This window comes from Bradyrhizobium sp. BRP56 (assembly GCF_020194035.1).
Taxonomy (GTDB): domain Bacteria; phylum Pseudomonadota; class Alphaproteobacteria; order Rhizobiales; family Xanthobacteraceae; genus Bradyrhizobium; species Bradyrhizobium australafricanum.
Genome location: NZ_JADYVV010000110.1, coordinates 1 through 17,009, shown reverse-complemented (window position 1 = coordinate 17,009; position 17,009 = coordinate 1). Strand labels below are relative to the sequence as shown.

Sequence of the window (17,009 nt, the reverse complement as noted above, 5' to 3'; positions counted from 1 at the left end):
CGGACCGAGCTGCCATTGGCCGATAGGCAGGCAATCTCGCATCGGTCGTCCAGAGAGAGCTGCTTGTAAGTCCGCCCCATGGCAACACCTCCTCAAGGAAGTGTTGCACTTCGTTTGTGAACTCAGGGGACCCATAACCACGAATGCGAGTTATGGCAGGACGCTGGGGCCGCTTCCCCTTCGACAATCAAGATTGGTGGTAATGGGTCCCGGCCTTCGCCGGGACGACGCAGGATGGCCTTCGCCGGGACGACGGCGGAGGTAGATGGGCCGTCACCCCGCTGCCGTCACGCAGTTCACCCACAGCACCACGGCCTTCGCATCGCGCGCCGGGTTGGAAAACCGGTGCGGGCGGCGGCTCGCGAATCTGAAGCTGTCGCCCTGCTTTAGCGTCCAGGTCTCCGTATCCACCGTCAGCGTCATCTCGCCCTGGAGCACGAGGCCGGCCTCTTCGCCGTCATGGGTATAGAACTCGTCGCCGGTGTTGCCGCCGGGCTCGAGATGCACCAGGAACAGGTTGAGCCGGCTCTCGCTGCCGGCCGGGCTCAGCAGCTGCTTTGAAATTCCCGTGCGCCACAGCTTCAGCTCGGCGCGCTGCACCTCGCGGGTCACGATGCCGCCGGCGCCGTCATCCCTGGGCGTCGCGCCGAACAGCGCGGCGATGCCGACGCCGAGTACGTCGGCCAATGTCGCCAGCACGCGCAGCGAGGGCGACGACAGGCCGCGCTCGATCTGGCTGATGAAGCCGATCGACAAATCGGTGCGCGCAGCGACCACCTCCAGCGACATTTCCTTGCTGCGGCGCAGGTCGCGGATGCGGCGTCCGACCGCGAGATCCATCGCGGGCTCGGCCGGCTTGCCGGCGGGTTTCTTGACCGGTTTCTTCACCGGTTTCCTGGCCGGTTTCTTGGCCGCGCGGCGTGCCGTTGCGGGCTTCGCTGCCGCGCCTTTACGCATTCTGTTGCCGCCGCTCACGTCAGTCCGCTTCCTTCATGTGCATGAAAACCGCTTGCATTGGCCGCGGTTTCGTGACCACAATTTCATACTGGTGAAAATAGGCTGGAACGGCGTCGACCGCAACCAAAAGCCCGAAACGCGCGGGCGATGCGGCGCCAAGGCCAGCTTCGGGAGGTGTTGCGATGTCGTTTCAGCGTCTCGTCCAGGCCGCGGTGGCGGCGCTTGCCCTTGCCGTGACCGCGCCGTCAGGGGCGCAGCAGGTGCTCAAGGTCGGGTCGACCCCGACCGGCATTCCCTTCACCTTCCTCGACACCAAGACCAACTCGATCCAGGGCATCATGGTTGATCTCGCCACCGAGATCGGCAAGGACGCCGGCTTTACCGTGCAGATCGAGCCGATGCAGTTCTCGGCGCTGATCCCCTCGCTGACCGCGAACAAGATCGACATCATCGCCGCCGCGATGTTCGCCACCGCCGCGCGCAAGGAGGTGATCGACTTCTCCGAGCCGGTCTACACCTATGGTGAAGGTTTGGTGGTGCCGAAGGCCGACACCAAGGCCTATGCCTCGCAGGAGGATCTGAAGGGCACCGTGGTCGGCGCCCAGGTCGGTACTGCCTTCGTCGATGCGCTGAAGAAGACCGGGCTGTTCAGCGAGGTCAAGGTCTACGATACCATTCCCGACATCCTGCGCGACGTGAATGCGGGCCGCCTCAAGGCCGGCTTCGCCGACTATCCGATCCTCGCCTACAATCTGCAGCAGGGCAATTTCGCCGACGTCCGTCTGGTCGACGGCTACAAGCCAGTCACCGTCGGCACCGTCGCGATCGGCGTCCGCAAGAGCGACACCGAACTGCTCGCGAAGATCAACGCCTCGCTCGCCAAGCTGAAGGCCAACGGCACGATCGCAAAGATCCTGGAGAAATGGGGCCAGAAGGCCAACGCGTCGTGACGCGCGTGTGCTTCTACTGGGCTTGCCGGGCTACGCAAGAGTGACCCGTCACCCCCGCGCAACGGCTTCGCCGTTGTCGCTGGAGGAGCGCGTAGCGCGTCTCGAAGGGTCGACGGCCACCAGCCGGGCCGATTCATCCTTCGAGTCGCGGCGAAGACGCCGCTCCTCAGGATGACGGAGGTAACGTTCGAATAGTGTCGGGACTGGATACGTTGAGCCGATGCAAAAATTCTTCCATGACGCCGTCGAGTTCGTGCCGATCCTACTGCAGGGTGTCTGGGTGACCATCGTCGTCACCGTCGGCTCGCTGTTGCTGTCGACCGTGCTCGGGCTGGTGTGGGCCTTGATGCGGGTGTCCGGCATCGGCGTCCTGGTCGGGCTCAGCGCCTCGCTGATCAACGTGATCCGCGGCATCCCGATCATCGTGCTGCTGTTCTACATCTACTTCGTGATGCCCGATTTCGGCGTCGCGCTGTCGGCGCTGCAGGCCGCGATCATCGGGCTCGGCATCGCCTATTCGGCCTATCAGGCGGAAAATTTCCGCGCCGGCATCGAGGCGATCGACAAGGGGCAGATCGAGGCGGCGCAGACCATCGGGATGGGCTGGTGGCTCACCATGCGCCGCGTGGTGCTGCCGCAGGCGGTCAGGATCATCCTGCCGCCCTACGGCAATATCATGATCATGATGCTGAAGGATTCCTCGCAGGCGTCCACGATCACGGTCGCCGAGCTCGCGCTGCAGGGCAAGCTGATCGCCTCCTCGACCTTCAAGAACACCAGCGTGTTCACCCTGGTGGCGCTGATGTATCTCACCATGAGCATCCCGCTCATCCTGCTGGTTCGGCACTTCGAGAACAAGGCGAACCGCAAATGATCGAGCTCCGCGACGTCCACAAGAGCTTTGGCAAGGTCGAGGTGCTGAAGGGCATCACCGCCTCCGTCGCCAGGAGCGAGGTGGTCTGCATCATCGGCCCGTCCGGCTCCGGCAAGTCGACCATCCTGCGTTGCATCAACGGGCTCGAGAGCTACGATCGCGGCGAGATCAGCGTCGAGGGTGCGCGCGTCGACAGCAATGACCGCTCGATCGTGGCGATCCGCACCCAGGTCTCGATGGTGTTCCAGCGCTTCAACCTGTTCCCGCATCGCACCGCGCTCGAGAACGTCATCGAGGGGCCGCTTTATGTGAAGAAGGAGCCGCGCGAGCAGGCGATCGCCCGCGGCCGCGCGCTGCTCGCGCAGGTCGGGCTCGCCGACAAGGCCGAGGTGCATCCGCCAAAACTCTCCGGCGGCCAGCAGCAGCGCGTCGCGATCGCGCGGGCGCTGGCGATGCAGCCGAAGGCGATCCTGTTCGACGAGCCGACCTCCGCGCTCGATCCGGAGCTGGTCGGCGAGGTGCTGTCGGTGATGCGCAAGCTCGCCGACGACGGCATGACCATGGTCGTCGTCACCCACGAAATGGGCTTTGCCCGCGACGTCGCCGACCGCGTGCTGTTCATCGACGGCGGTGTCATCGTCGAGCAGGGCGCCGCCAAATCCGTCCTCAACCAACCCCAGCACCCGCGCACCCAGGATTTCCTGCGCCGCGTGCTGCATCCGCTGTGATCAGGCCACCTGCAATGAACGCGCCAATCCGCCTGCCGCTGCCGCCGAGCCTCTATGCCGACACCGCGGTGCAGGCGACGCCGACGTCTCAGCTCACATCGGACAAGAGCGTGCCGGTGGCGATCATCGGCGGCGGCTTCACCGGCCTGTCGACCGCGCTGCACCTCGCCGAGCAGGGCGTGCTTGCGACCGTGCTCGAAGCGCAGGAGCCGGGCTGGGGCGCCTCCGGCAACAATGGCGGGCAGACCAATCCGGGACTGAAGCACGACCCCGACCAGATCGAGCAGGATTTCGGCGCCGATCTCGGCCGCCGCATGATCGAATTCTCCTACGGCACCACCAACTTCACGCATGACTTGATCCGCCGCTACCAGATCCCCTGCGAGGCCAGGCAGAACGGCACGCTGCGCGCCGCCTACAACGAAGCCAGCGCAGCGGCGATCGAGACCACGGCAAAGCAATGCATTCGGCGCGGCATGCCGGTAAAGCTGCTCGACGCCGCCGAGATGAGCCAGATGACCGGCAGCGGCCGTTACCTCTGCGCCATGCTGGATGCGCGCGGCGGCGATTTGCATCCGCTGAGCTATGCCCGCGGGCTGGCACGCGCCGCGGTCGGGGCCGGCGTCGCCGTCCATGGCGAGACCCCGGCGCTGCGGCTGCGCCGCGACGGCGGCCGCTGGCGGATCGAGACGCCGCGCGCGGTCGTGCTCGCCGACAAGGTGCTGCTCGCGACCAACGGCTTTACCGATGATCTCTGGCCGGCGCTTCGCCGCAGCATCGTGCCAGTGTTCTCGTCGATCGCGGCGACCGCGCCGCTGTCCGAGGCGATCGCCCGCGCGATCATGCCGACCCGGCCGGTGCTCTACGAAAGCGGCCACATCACGGTCTATTACCGCATCGACCAGCACAATCGGCTCTTGATGGGCGGCCGCGGCCCGATGCGCTGGATCAGCAAGCCGACCGACGTCGCCTATCTGATCCGCTACGCCGAGCGGCTATGGCCGCAGCTCAAGGGCGTCAGCTGGACCCACGGCTGGAACAGCCGCCTTGCCATCACCGCCGATCACTACCCGCATGTCCATGAGCCCGCGGAGAATTTGCTGATCTCGCTCGGCTGCAACGGCCGCGGCGTCGCGCTCTCGACCGCGATGGGCGCACAGCTGGCGCGCCGGCTGATCGGCGGCCCCAAGGCCGAGATCGACATGCCCGTGACCGGTATCAAACCGATCCCGATGCACGCCTTCTGGCGGGTCGGCGTCACCACGGCCGTGCTGACCGGCCGGGTGCGGGACTACCTCGGTGTGTGAGGCATTTAACACAATTACAGAATGTGCTGGGCTAATCTCGCGCGTCGGATATATTCGCAGTCTTTACTGGAAGGCTGTTCATGCAGTGCGAGCGATGCGGCCGCGCAAACCGGGCTGGCAACGATTATTGTGAAGATTGCGGTGCGCCATTAGGCCTCAAATGTGACTCCTGTCAGCATGTGAACGGGCCATCCAGCCGCTTCTGCGGCCGCTGTGGGACCGCGCTCGCCGCGGGCAGCGTCCGTCCCGATGCGCCCTCGCAGCGGCTGCTCCGTTCGCTCAGCACCAAGGGCGGCGAACGCAAGAACCTCACTCTGCTGTTTGCCGATATCCGCAACTCGACCAATCTGATCGACAGCCTCGGCGATCCCGAACTCGGCATGCGGCGCCTCGAGCCGGTGCTCGACCTGATGAAGGAGGCCGTCCACCGCTACGACGGCATCGTCAACAAGATCCAGGGCGACGGCGTCATGGCGCTGTTCGGCGCGCCGCCGCGCCCGCATGAAGATCATGCGGTCCGCGGCTGTCTCGCCGCGCTCGCCATGCAGGATTCGGTGGCCAGGCTCGCCGATCCCGGCATGCAGATCCGGGTCGGGCTGCACACCGGCGAAGTCGTCGTTCAGACGGTGGAAAACACCATCTACCAGACCTACGACGCCGCCGGCGCCAACGTCCATATCGCCAACCGGATGGAGCAGATGGCCGATGAGGGGGCGATCCTCATCACGCGGGACACCTATCTCGGCGCCAGGCAATTCGTCGAGGTCATGCCGCTCGGCATGCAGACCATTCGCGGCATCTCGTCGCCGGTGGAGGTCTTCAAGCTGACCGGGCTGCTCAGCGCGCCCGCCAGCGACGTTTTCCGCAGCGGCCGGCGCCTGACCTCGATGGTCAACCGGACCGAGCAGATGGCGGCGTTGGAGCATGAGCTGTCGCGTGCAGTTGGCGGCGACGGCCGGGTCGTCGGCTTGGTCGGCGACGCCGGCATCGGCAAGAGCCGGCTCTGCTTCGAGTTCGCCGAAAACTGCCGCCGCAAGGGCATTCGCGTCTACGAGGCCCGCGTGCTGGCGCATGGCCGCGCCACACCGTTCCAGCCCGTGCTCGAGCTGTTGCGCGACATCTTCGGCATCCGCGCCAAGGAGCCGATCGAGACGTCCCGGCGTCGCGTCATCGACCATTTTGCCGAGATGGCCGCGTCGGAGCAGGAATTGCTGGTGCTGCTCGAATTCCTCGGCCTTGCCGATCCGGAGCATCCGGCCCCGAAGCTCGATCCGCGTGCGCTGCGGCTGCAACTGCTCGAGCTGGTTCGAACGCTGGTGCATGCGCGCCCCGGCGACACGCCGGCGGTCGTCATGATCGAGGACCTGCACTGGATCGACGCCGCGAGCGAAGAGTTCGTCGAGACGCTGGTCGATGCCATCGTCGGCACCGCGACGTTGCTGGTGGTCAATTTCAGGCCGGGCTTCACGGCACCTTTCATGCAGCGGTCGCACTACCGTCAGATCGCAATCCCGCCGCTGCCGTGGTCCGATTCGAACGAGCTGCTCCGCGAGCATTTCGGCAGGCATCCCTCGCTGGCCTCGCTGAGCAGCAACGTCATTGAACGCGCGCAGGGCAATCCGTTCTTCATCGAGGAGCTTGCCAACACCGTCGTGGAGCGCGGCAATGTCGAGGGCGAGCGCGGCAACTACCGGCTCAAGCATGGCGTCGATGCGGTGCCGCTGCCCGCGACGGTGCAGGCCGTCGTGGCCGCCCGCATCGATCACCTCGAGGATATCGCCAAGCAGGTGCTCGAGACGGCGGCCGTGATCGGCCGGCTGGTCGCGATGTCGGTGCTGCGTCCGGTCGCGGCGCTGCCGAACGACGATTTGCAGAACGCCATCGCGCAGCTGCGCCAGGCCGAGCTGCTGTACGACCTGCCGCCCTACGACAAGGGATTGCTGGCGTTTCGCCATCCATTGATCCAGGAGGTCGCTTATGCAACCCAGTTGCGATCGCGGCTGACCACGCTGCATGCGACCGTCGCCAAGGCCATCGAGGGCTTCGACTGGGGCAAGCTCGACGAGTTTGCCGGGCTGCTCGCCTATCACTACGAGGCCGCGGGCCAGCCGCTGGAGGCGGTCACCCATTTGCAGCGTGCGGCGCGCTGGATCGGCAAGACCAACTCCGCCGAGGCAATGAAAAGCTGGAAAAAGGTTCGCGCCCTGCTGCAGGACCAGCCCCCGTCCGAATATGTCGACCGGCTGCGGGCGATGTCGAGCGGCCAGATCCTCAACTTCGGCTGGCGTGAGGGCATGTCCGCCGAAGAGGTTAAGCCCTACGCCGAAGAGGCGATCAAATACGCACGCGCGGCGGACCCGGTGCACGAGCCGATCCTGCTCGGCGCCTACGGCAGGATCCTGGCCGCGACCGCGGCCGCCGACGACTATGTCAAGCTCGTGCAGGACGCCTTGAAGCTCACCTCCGGCACCGGGGACGTCGGACGGTTTGCGACGGTCAATGCCATGCTGAGCCAGGCGTTCTTCCTGTCGGGTCGTCTTGCCGAGGCGCTCGACGCCGGGCAGGTGGCGGTTGCCGCGATTGCCGAGCAGGGCGGCTTTCACAACAACGTCACACTCGGTCTCAACCCGAACCAGATTCTCGGCTTCGACGTCGAGCACTGGATCAGGTGTCTCGGCACCAGAATTCTGGTGCGGCTCGGCCGGTTCGACGAAGCCGAACGGCGGATCGCCGAGGTGCTGCGAGCCGAGCCGGAGCGCTTCGCCGCCGTCGTGCAGTTCATTCCGCATTTTGCGATGGTGGAGATGGGCTGGAGCCGCGGCCGGCCGGAACTCGCCAAGCCGCATGCGGCGAGGATCGCCGAATTGGCCGAGCAGTCCGGCACGCCCTATCTGCGGGTCGCGGCGCTCGCCAGCGCCGGCCTCGCCAGCGGCGCCGCGGGCGATTTCAAGGTTGCCGCCGCCCAGCTTCAGGAAGCGATCGACTTTGCGCGCTCTGCGCGAGCCGGCCTCGAATTCGAGGCGCGCATGCTGGCGGATCTGGCCGAAGCGCTCTATCGCGCCGCCGACCACCATGCAGCCCTGCAAGCGGTGGACGAGGCGCTGATGGTCGCGCGGCGAAGGACCGATCGCATCGCCGAGCTGCACGCGACCGTGCTGCGCGGCCTGATCGTTTGCGCCTTGGGCAGCACGTCACATGAGGAGCTTGACGAGATTGTCGGCGGCGCTCAGAATCTGCTCGATGTCTCGGGGGCAGTCTATTTCACACCACAACTCGATCAGCTTCGATTGCATCTTGAGCGACGCTAGACGCGACGATTTTTCATTTCTGGAAACAAGGTACTGAGGGGGTTTTAATGGGACGGATGATTCAAGACGATACGACGCGCGATGTCCTTGATCTGCTGAACAAGCGGTTTGGTCCCGGCGGGATCATGGAGATGGTGGAGCTGCAAAAGGAGTTCGACATCTTCTCTCCCAATCATCCCCTCGAACAGTCGTTCCGGCTGATCGGGATCGAACCGGCCGACCGGGTCGAGCGGAAGCGCTGGTATACTTTCCTCGGCACGCTGAAGGACTATCCTTCCGATCAGCCCAATGTGAGCGGATACAAGCGGGTGGTCCAGGCGTTCCGACAGGCGCTCACGCAGGGTCCGTATCTGCCGGTGCTCGTTAGCGTTCACGCCATGAAGGAAAATCCGAAGGTGACGTTTGCAGCCGATGGCCATACGCCGCTGATCTACTCGACCCAGTCGTATCGGGTTCTGTCGATCCCGACCAAGCCAAGCCAGGTCGCCCGCAAGGAGCTTGCTGCGATGGCGAAGCAGCGGCGGGCCAAAGCCAAGAAATGAGCAAGACGTGAGCATCGCAGCGGAGACCGCAGGTGTCGGCGCCGAAGGCGACCGGGCGCGATTCTCCGACCTCTATGCCGATGTCGAATCCTACTACAGCGCGCGGGTCGCCAAATACGGCGCCACCCCGCGCGGGGTGGACTGGTCCTGCCAGGCCACCCAGGACCTCCGCTTCGTCCAGTTGCTGAAGCTCTGCGACTTCTGCGCACCGTTCAGCCTGAACGACATCGGCTGCGGATACGGCGCGCTGTGCGCCTATCTCGCAAGGCGCCATCCGCAAGCGGAGATCGATTATCTCGGGATCGACCTGTCGCTCGCCATGATCAGCCGCGCGCGCCGCCGTTTCTCGGCGCCGGGGCGCCGCTTCAAGGTCGGCAAGGGCAGCCTGCGTCGCGCGACCTATTCGGTCGCGAGCGGCATCATGAATGTCGATGTCGGCGGCTGCCGCCGATCCTGGGAGGCATTTGTCGCCGGGATGCTGGCCGACCTGCGCCGCGCCAGCCTGCGTGGCTTCAGCGTCAACTTCGTCACCGGGGAGGCCGCAGCCACTGCAAATGCGGATGCGGCGCAGGTGCAGCTGTATTGCACGAGCCCCGAGCCGTGGATCCGGTATTGCGAACGCGAGCTTGGCTGCACCGTCGAGACCGTCGACGGCTACGGACTGAACGAAGTCACCCTGCTGGCGCGATGTAGGGATTGCTGATCGGGCTGCGGACTATCGCTTGTCGAGAATCCGCAGCTCGGCGGTGGCGCTGGCGACCGTCACATCGTTGGCGTCGATCAGATCGGCTTCGACGATCATGTCGCGGTCGGTCTGCGAGATGACCTTCGCCTTGGCCGTGATCGGGCCGATGCGCGCCGGTTTGAGAAAGCGCGTGGTGAGGGTCTTCGTCACGACGGTCCGCGTTGCGGGCAGCGCTGCGAGCGCGCCGAGGCCCGTCGCCGAATCCAGCATCGCGGCAAGGAAACCGCCCTGGATCGTTCCGTGGCGGTTGGTGAACAAGGGTTGCGCCTCGAAACGGACTGTGGCGATTTCACCGTCGAAGCCCAGCCACTCGCGTCCAAGAAGTCGCGCGCCGGGCGGCACGTCTGCGCTTGCTTCACTCAAGCCGGTCACCGCGATTGTTGTCGGTCCAAATGTATCAGCCCGTCTGGCTCATGCAATAAACTCAGTGTCGTCCCTGCCTAGTGCGCAATTGCGCACGAGAGCAGGGACGACGACCTCAATGAACCGCGACTTGCCGTCACCCCTCCGCGACCGCGTCGCCCCAGGGCTGGAACGGCTCGGTGACGCCGCTGTTGGTGGTGCCGTCGCGCAGCACGACGCTCGGGCAGGCGAACTTCATCGGCAGGGTCTGGATACGGGCCTCCTCGAAGTCGAAGCGGCCGCGCAGCGCCTCGCGCACGCTGGCGGGCAGGCGCTTGTCGCCGATCACCACGGCGCCCTCGCTGGCGTCGATTCGGGGCTGGTGGATCGCGGCGTCGAGATCCATGCCGAAATCCATCACGAAGGAAAGCAGTTGCGACACCGCCGGCAGGATGCGGCGGCCGCCCGATGCGCCGGCGGCAAGCGTGCGGCCGTCGGCGGCCTGCGCCACGACAGGCGTGTAGTTGGTCAGGCAGCGCTTGCCGGGCGCGAGCGAGTTTGGTGCGCCTTGCGTCGGATCGAACCACATGATGCCGTTGTTCATGGTCAGCCCGGTGTTCGGCGTCACGAATTTGGAGCCGAAGGTCGACAGCAGCGTCTGCGTCACCGCGGCCATGTTGCCGTCGCGGTCGACTGCGGAGAAATGCGTGGTGCAGGACGGCGCGATTGCTTCGGCGCCGAGCGCGCGCCGGCCGTCGACGTCGCCCATGTCCTTCAGCCGCTCGCGATAGGCGGCTTGCAGCGCCTCGGCATAGGCTGCGTAGGCCGCCGCATCCGGACCGCCCTGCGCGGGCGCCAGCGACTTTTGCAAAAGGCCGAGCGTCCGCGCCATGGTCGGACCCGCGGTCAGCTCCGGCGTCGCATAGACCGTGCCGCCGCGATAGGGAATCTTCAGCGGCTCGCGCAGATGGGCGCGGAAGGCGGCGAGGTCGCGCACCGACAGCGCGCCGCCGGCGGCCTGGATGTCGTCGGCGATGCTGCGCGCCAGATCGCCCTCGTAGAAATCGCGCGGGCCGGCCGCGGCGAGCTGCGCCATCGTCGCCTTCAGCTTGTCCTGCGGCATGCGGACCACCGACCTGATGCCCCATTGCGCATTCGGCGGCAGGCCATCCTGCAGATACGCCGCCGCGCTGGCGGGATAGCGCCGCAGATCGGCGGCGGAGCTTGCGATCATCGCGGTGGTCCACCAATCGACCAGAAGGCCTTCGGCGGCGAGCTTGACGCTCGGCGCCAGCAGGTCCTTCCACGGCATTTTGGCGTGGCGGCGATGCGCTTCCTCCATGCCGGCAACGACGCCGGGCACCGCGATCGAGCCGGGGCCGTGCAGGTTGCGGTCGTCCTTGACCCGCGCCCAGGGGAACAGGTCGGAGGCCGCGCCGCCGGTCAGCGGATAATCCTCGATGCGCAGGCCGTCGGGCGCGCGCATGCCATAGTCGATCACCTCGACGCGGTTCTCCTTGGCGCGATACAGCACCATCGCGCCGCCGCCCCCGGCGCCGCTCATCCACGGCTCCACGACGCCAAGCGCGAAGGTGGTTGCGATCACGGCGTCGACGCAATCGCCACCATCAGCCAATACCTCCGCGCCGACCTCGGCCGCCTTGCGCGATTGTGCGGCGACGATGCCGCCCTTGGCGCTGACGGCCGGCTTGCGGATCACTTGCGAGTTGGAGAACTGGTCGGACATGGCGTCGCTTTCGCTGTTCTTGTTGCGGGTGGGGCACGTTGGCGTAGCATGCCAAGCATGGCACTGTCAGTGCAACAACAAGAGCCAATTTCAGGGAGCGGAAAATGACTGGTGTGAAGCGTGAACGGGACGGCAAGGTCGGCATCCTGACGCTCAACGATCCCGCGAGCCTGAACGCCATGACGCCGGAACTGCTCGGCGATCTCGCGCGCGCCGTCGGCGAGATGAGCCTCGACCCGGACATCCGCGCGCTGGTCCTGACCGGGGAGGGACGCGGCTTCTGCTCCGGGCAGAACCTCAAGGCGTTCCAGTCGCTCGGCGACAATATCTACACCGGCGTGATGAGGCATTATTGGCCGGCGATGCAGGCCTTGCGCGAATGCCGCGTGCCTGTCGTGGTCGCGGTCAACGGCGTCGCGGCAGGCGGCGGCTTCAGCCTCGCGATGTCCGGCGACATCATCCTGGCGGCGCGCTCGGCGAGCTTCATCCAGGTGTTCAGCCGGATCGGTCTGGTGCCTGATCTCGGCTCGACCTGGCTGTTGCCGCGCCTGATCGGCCGCCAGCGCGCGCTCGACCTGATGCTGCTGAACGAGCCGCTGCCGGCCGAACGGGCCAAGGAGTGGGGGTTGGTGCGTGACGTGGTCGATGATGCAAGGCTGCTCGACGAGGCGAAGGCGCTTGCCGGCCGCCTTGCGGACGGACCGACGCGCGCGCTGGTCGCGACGCGGCAGCTGCTCGAGGAGAGCGAGCACGCCAGCTACGCGGATCAGTTCCGCCGCGAGATCGAGCTGCAGCAGGTGATCCGCGAGAGCGCCGACGCGAAGGAAGGCCGCCAGGCCTTCGTCGAGAAACGCAAGGCCCAGTTCACGGGGCGCTAGAGCGGGATGAGCTTACCTCGAATCGAGCGGCGGGCTCCGCTTCACCTCGCCCCGCGTGCGGGGAGAGGTCGGAACGCATCGTTCGATGCGTTCCGGGTGAGGGGGAATCTCCGCGAATACAGCTATCACCAGACATACGCGGAGGCAGCCCCTCACCCCAACCCTCTCCCCGTAAGAACGGGGCGAGGGAGCGCAGCGCCGTCGCTGTTCGGCGCAATCTCAGCATGCTCCAGGCCTTGATCGTGCGCGTGCTAGCCAATCGCAATCGCGATCTTGCCGAAATGCGCGCCACTCGCCATGTGGGCGAACGCGGTCTTGACCTGGTCGAACGCGAACACCTTGTCGATCACGGGCTTGACGCCGTGCAGGCTGATGCCGTCGCACAGCGCCTGCAGATCCTCGATCGAGCCGACGGTGACGCCTTGCAGCCGCTGCTGCTGCATCACCATCAGCGGCAGCCGCGTGTCGGACGCGGCGGGACCTGCGAGCACGCCGATGAAGGCGATCGTGCCGCCGATCCTGGTGGCGCGGATCGATTCGTTCAGCGTGCCGACGCCGCCGACCTCGACGACGAGATCGACACCGCGCCCGGTCAGTTCGCGCGCCTTCTTGCCCCAATCGGGCGTGGTCTTGTAATTGAGCGTGACATCGGCGCCGAGCTGCTTCAGCCGCGCGATCTTGGCGTCGCTGGAGGATGTCGCGATGACGCGGGCGCCGCACATCTTGGCGAATTGCAACGCGAACAGCGAGACGCCGCCGGTGCCCTGGGTCAGCACCGTCTGCCCCGGCTTGATGTCGCCGAGCTTGACCACCGCGCTCCACGCCGTGAGGCCGGCGCATGGCAGTGCCGCGGCCTCGATGTCGTTCAGATGATCCGGCGTGCGCACCAGCGCATGCGCGGGGAAGACCCGGTACTCGGTCAGCACACCGTCGACGCTGCCGCCGAGCGCCGCGCGCATCCGCGCCTCGCTCGGCTCGCCCCCGAGCCAGCTTTCGAAGAAGCTGCCGATCACGCGATCGCCGGGTGCGAAGCTCCTGACTCCGGCGCCGACCGCCTCGACCACGCCGGCGCCGTCGGAGACCGGCACCAGCGGAAATTTCTGGCGCGAGCCGTAACCGCCCTTGACCGTGAGCAGGTCGCGATAGTTCAGCGTCGCCGCCTTCAGCCGCACCAGGACCTCGCCCGGGCCGGCTTGCGGAACCGGCTTGTCGACCAGCGCCAGCGCGTCGACGCCGCCGGGGCCTTGCAACTCATAGCATTTCACGGAACGTCTCCTGCTCGGTGCTCTTGTGTTGGGCAACGCTCGCGGCGCCGCCGCGCATGCTCCGAGCATATGTCATGCCTGCCGCGCGTGGCCATAGCGCGTAGCGAGACCGATGGAATGGCGCCCATGCCCGAACGTGCTGGCGCTGCCCGAAAATACCGCCAATCTGTGCCGTCAATGAAGTGACCGAGCGGAGGTGACGATGGCTGCCTTGCTTGAGACGAAGCGCGATCTGATCGCAACGCTCGCACGCGGCGCGGTTTGCGTGCTGCTTGCCGCTGCATGGATCGCTTGCAGTGGTGCGATGGCCGCAGCAGACGACAGCCTCTACCGCGCGCAGACCGTCGTCACCGGCCAGGGCGAGCCGAACCGCATCATTGGCTTCGGTGCATGTCTGGAAGATGTGCTCATCAAGGTTTCCGGTCAGCCGATGCTGGCAGGCGACCGCCGGCTAGCCGCATACAAATCGAAGGCCAAGGATTTCGTCAGCAGTTTCGACTATCACGATCAATATGCCGGCAAGCCGCATCATGACGAGCAGGGCACCCGCGACCGGCCCTACGACCTGACGGTGGATTTCGACGAGAAGAAGATCGACGGCATTCTCGCCAGGCTCGGTCTCAAGCCGTGGCGGTCGCAGCGGCCGGTGCTCGGCGTCTTCGCCGAGATGCAGCACGGTCCGAAGGACTACATCGTCACATCCGACGGGACGCAGTCCGACCTGCAACGCGACGCGCTTGCGGCTGCGGCCGGAAAACGCGGCATGCGCTTCGTGCTGCCCGATACAGCGGCGTTGACCAGCGCCAACCTCACCGCCGCCGAACTGTTGAAGACGCCGCCGGCGAAGCTGAGTGCGATCGTCGCGGCGCAAGGCGGCGAGGCCAGCCTGCTCGGTCGGCTGGTCTGGGACGACAAGGATCTCGGCTGGGCCACGCAATGGCGGATGGCCTGGCACGGCAAGGATTACAAATGGCAGTTTCGCGGCGTCACCTTCGATGAAGCGTTCCGCCGCGGCATCGGCGGCGCCGCGCAGGTGCTGTCGGGCAATGGCGATCCGGGGCGACCGAAATGAGCTTGCGCGCGCAGCGGCTGGATCGCGCAAGGGTCCGGACTCAATTGAGCCACCAGATTGCGGCCGCGGCGATGAAGGCGCCAGCGAGGAAGTTCCTTGCGAGCTTGTCGTAGCGATGCGGCGAAAGTCCTTGAGACGGGCGAACATGCGCTCGATTAAGTTGCGCTGGCGATCGAGCCTTTTGCTGTAGGGGATCGGTTGGCTGCGGCTGGTCGTGGACGGAATGACCGCCTGGGCGCCCTGCTCGGCGAGAAGCGTTCGCAGACTGTTGGCATCGTAGGCCTTGTCGGCAATCAGCCGCTGGATTGGCCCGGCCGCCGCAAGAAGAGCTGGTGCCAGCGCGATATCGTTGATGTTGCCTGGCGAGAGCAGCAGGACGCGGGGACGTCCTTGGTCATCGGTCGCAGCGTGGATTTTCGTCGTCCGGCCGCCGCGCGAGCGGCCAATGGCTTGCCCGAAGTCCCCCCTTTTCCGTCGGCGGCCGACCGGTGCGCTTTGATGTGGGAACTGTCGATGGCGACCGATCCGACGATGCCGGTCTTGCCGGTTAAAGTCTCGAATATCTCGAACCAGAGACCCTGTCGGCTCCAGCGGTTGAAGCGATTGTAAATCGTCGTGTAGGGCCGTATTCCGGCGGACAATCCCGCCAGCGCGCTCCTGACCGTAGCATGTGCACGATCCCGCTGATCAACCGTCGGTCGTCCACCCGGTGCGCACCACGCCGTCCTCGCGGCAACAGGGGCTCAACGCGCTTCCACTCCGCGTCGCTCAACCAGTAAAGTTGCTTGCGCATCAAGGCCTCCTCGAATCGGAAGACCTTGAATCACGATTGAGCCCGCCTGAGAATTCTCAGCTCCGGCGTGCCCAAAGGTAATTAATTTATCCTGAAATGTCGTTCCGGCTTTCGCTTGTTCGACTGGCTGTCGGCAGAAGCGTCTGCAGTCACAATCGAGCAAGAGGGAAAGATGAGCGAGCCGAAGCAACGAATTATCGAAAGTAATGGTATCCACCTCAATATCGCTGAGCAAGGCGAAGGACCGGTCGCATTGCTGGCCCATGGCTGGCCCGAATCCTGGTACTCGTGGCGACATCAATTGGGCGCCCTTGCCGCAGCCGGCTTCCACGCCGTAGCCCCGGATATGCGCGGCTATGGCAAGAGCGACGCGCCCGAGGCGATCGACAAATACACGCTGTTTCATCTCGTCGGCGATATGGTCGGCGTTCTCGACGCTCTCGGGGCAGAGAAGGCGGTAATTGTCGGTCACGACTGGGGGGCGATCGTCGCTTGGCAGGCGGCGCTGCTGCGGCCGGACCGCTTCAGGGCTGTGGCGGCCATGAGCGTCCCGTTCTATCCACGGGGCATGTCGCTTCGAACCGCGCTCATGCCGCGCACGGAAAACGCGCGGTTCTACATGCTTTACTTCCAGGAGCCAGGACTTGCCGAAGCGGAGTTCGGGCGCGATCCGCGGACCACCTTACGCAACCTGCTGTTTGCTGGGTCGGGCGATGGTGTGGCGCTCGCACGAGCCGCTCAGGCAAGCGGCGGGCCGTCAGAAAATTTCGCTATGGTCCCGAACGGCGGTGAATCCCTGCGAGGTTCCAGCACACCGGCAGCATTGCCGTCTTGGATCACCGAAAAGGATATCGACTTTTATGGAGAGGAATTCAGGCGAACCGGCTTCCGCGGAGGCCTGAACTATTATCGCAACATCGATCGAAACTGGGAGCTGCTCGGTGCGATGGCGGGCCTGCGGGTTTCGGTGCCAGCGTTATTTATGGCCGGCGAACACGACCTGGTGATTTCCTTTCCCGGCACGGAACAGGTGCTCGCCAACCTCCAAAACCTCGTTCCCGGTTTGCGCGGCATCAAGATGCTGGCAGGCTGCGGCCATTGGACCCAACAGGAGCGGCCTGAAGAGGTCAACGCCGCGCTCTTGGAATTTCTTAAATCGCTGCCGGATCACGGATGACGGAGCATGATCCGGACCGAGTTAGTGCAAGGTGTGTGGCGGTTTTCCGAAGAGCATGCCCTCGGGCTCGACCCGAGGGGGATTATGCTCCAACAAAAACATAGAGCGGGATGACGATACGAAGAGAAGTCATCACGCTCTAATGCGGACTAGCTCGGTCCTGAGCTGATTGGTTCAATCCTTATTGAGTACGGACCCTAGCACTACTTTGGCAGATTGTTGATTTGGTCGCGTTTTATAGGATTCCCGAATCGACTTTTCAATGATTCATGGGTGGTCGGCTCTTGGAGGGCTGACCATGCCGGGATGGGAAGACGAACTCGA

Annotated in this window: 14 protein-coding genes and 1 pseudogene; 10 read left to right on the top strand and 5 right to left on the bottom strand. The window is 65.4% G+C overall.

Annotated elements, in window-relative coordinates:
• Positions 1-273: 273 nt before the first annotated feature.
• On the bottom strand, positions 274-975 hold the full coding sequence (locus I6F38_RS41435) for a cupin domain-containing protein (protein WP_225164438.1): 702 nt from the start codon (positions 973-975) through the stop codon (positions 274-276).
• 164 nt (positions 976-1,139) lie between these two features.
• Between I6F38_RS41435 and I6F38_RS41430 the strand changes: the two genes are divergently transcribed.
• The 7 genes from I6F38_RS41430 (at position 1,140) to I6F38_RS41400 (ending at position 9,369) form a co-directional block, all read left to right on the top strand.
• Positions 1,140-1,907 carry an ABC transporter substrate-binding protein gene (locus I6F38_RS41430; protein ID WP_225164437.1) on the top strand — a complete coding sequence of 256 codons (768 nt, stop codon included), beginning with the start codon at positions 1,140-1,142 and terminating at the stop codon, positions 1,905-1,907.
• A 220-nt stretch (positions 1,908-2,127) separates the two neighbouring features.
• Positions 2,128-2,781: an amino acid ABC transporter permease gene (locus tag I6F38_RS41425; protein ID WP_225164436.1), complete on the top strand. Its 654-nt coding sequence runs from the start codon at positions 2,128-2,130 to the stop codon at positions 2,779-2,781.
• Positions 2,778-3,509 carry an amino acid ABC transporter ATP-binding protein gene (locus tag I6F38_RS41420; RefSeq protein WP_038378946.1) on the top strand — a complete coding sequence of 244 codons (732 nt, stop codon included), beginning with the start codon at positions 2,778-2,780 and terminating at the stop codon, positions 3,507-3,509. Before I6F38_RS41425 ends, I6F38_RS41420 begins: the two co-directional genes overlap by 4 nt.
• A gap of 14 nt (positions 3,510-3,523) precedes the next feature.
• Positions 3,524-4,816, top strand: a complete 1,293-nt coding sequence (locus tag I6F38_RS41415; protein WP_225164435.1) for an FAD-binding oxidoreductase — start codon at positions 3,524-3,526, stop codon at positions 4,814-4,816.
• 80 nt (positions 4,817-4,896) lie between these two features.
• Positions 4,897-8,124, top strand: coding sequence for an adenylate/guanylate cyclase domain-containing protein (locus I6F38_RS41410; RefSeq protein ID WP_225164434.1), 3,228 nt, complete (start codon positions 4,897-4,899; stop codon positions 8,122-8,124).
• A 47-nt stretch (positions 8,125-8,171) separates the two neighbouring features.
• Positions 8,172-8,666: a hypothetical protein gene (locus I6F38_RS41405; RefSeq protein ID WP_057015167.1), complete on the top strand. Its 495-nt coding sequence runs from the start codon at positions 8,172-8,174 to the stop codon at positions 8,664-8,666.
• Positions 8,667-8,673: 7 nt separating this feature from the next.
• On the top strand, positions 8,674-9,369 hold the full coding sequence (locus I6F38_RS41400) for a class I SAM-dependent methyltransferase (RefSeq protein WP_225164433.1): 696 nt from the start codon (positions 8,674-8,676) through the stop codon (positions 9,367-9,369).
• A gap of 12 nt (positions 9,370-9,381) precedes the next feature.
• Here the strand turns inward: I6F38_RS41400 and I6F38_RS41395 are convergent, their stop codons facing one another.
• A complete protein-coding gene (locus I6F38_RS41395; protein ID WP_225164432.1) occupies positions 9,382-9,753 on the bottom strand; it encodes a PaaI family thioesterase in 372 nt (123 codons plus the stop codon).
• Between the two features lie 157 nt (positions 9,754-9,910).
• Entirely contained in the window at positions 9,911-11,500 is a 1,590-nt protein-coding gene (locus I6F38_RS41390; protein WP_225164431.1) for a gamma-glutamyltransferase, read from the bottom strand.
• A 104-nt stretch (positions 11,501-11,604) separates the two neighbouring features.
• Between I6F38_RS41390 and I6F38_RS41385 the strand changes: the two genes are divergently transcribed.
• The gene (locus tag I6F38_RS41385) at positions 11,605-12,378 is read left to right on the top strand and encodes an enoyl-CoA hydratase-related protein (RefSeq protein ID WP_225164430.1); all 774 of its coding nucleotides are present in this window, start codon (positions 11,605-11,607) and stop codon (positions 12,376-12,378) included.
• 251 nt (positions 12,379-12,629) lie between these two features.
• On the opposite strand, the gene I6F38_RS41380 is transcribed toward I6F38_RS41385, so the two are convergent.
• Positions 12,630-13,643: an NAD(P)-dependent alcohol dehydrogenase gene (locus tag I6F38_RS41380; RefSeq protein ID WP_225164429.1), complete on the bottom strand. Its 1,014-nt coding sequence runs from the start codon at positions 13,641-13,643 to the stop codon at positions 12,630-12,632.
• 202 nt (positions 13,644-13,845) lie between these two features.
• Between I6F38_RS41380 and I6F38_RS41375 the strand changes: the two genes are divergently transcribed.
• Positions 13,846-14,715 carry a DUF2066 domain-containing protein gene (locus tag I6F38_RS41375; protein ID WP_225164428.1) on the top strand — a complete coding sequence of 290 codons (870 nt, stop codon included), beginning with the start codon at positions 13,846-13,848 and terminating at the stop codon, positions 14,713-14,715.
• A 40-nt stretch (positions 14,716-14,755) separates the two neighbouring features.
• Here I6F38_RS41375 and I6F38_RS41370 read toward each other — a convergent pair.
• A pseudogene (locus I6F38_RS41370) lies at positions 14,756-15,508 on the bottom strand (IS5 family transposase).
• Between the two features lie 172 nt (positions 15,509-15,680).
• Here I6F38_RS41370 and I6F38_RS41365 point away from each other — a divergent pair.
• Complete coding sequence (locus I6F38_RS41365) at positions 15,681-16,685, top strand: alpha/beta hydrolase (RefSeq protein WP_225164427.1); 1,005 nt, start codon at positions 15,681-15,683, stop codon at positions 16,683-16,685.
• Positions 16,686-17,009 lie beyond the last annotated feature (324 nt).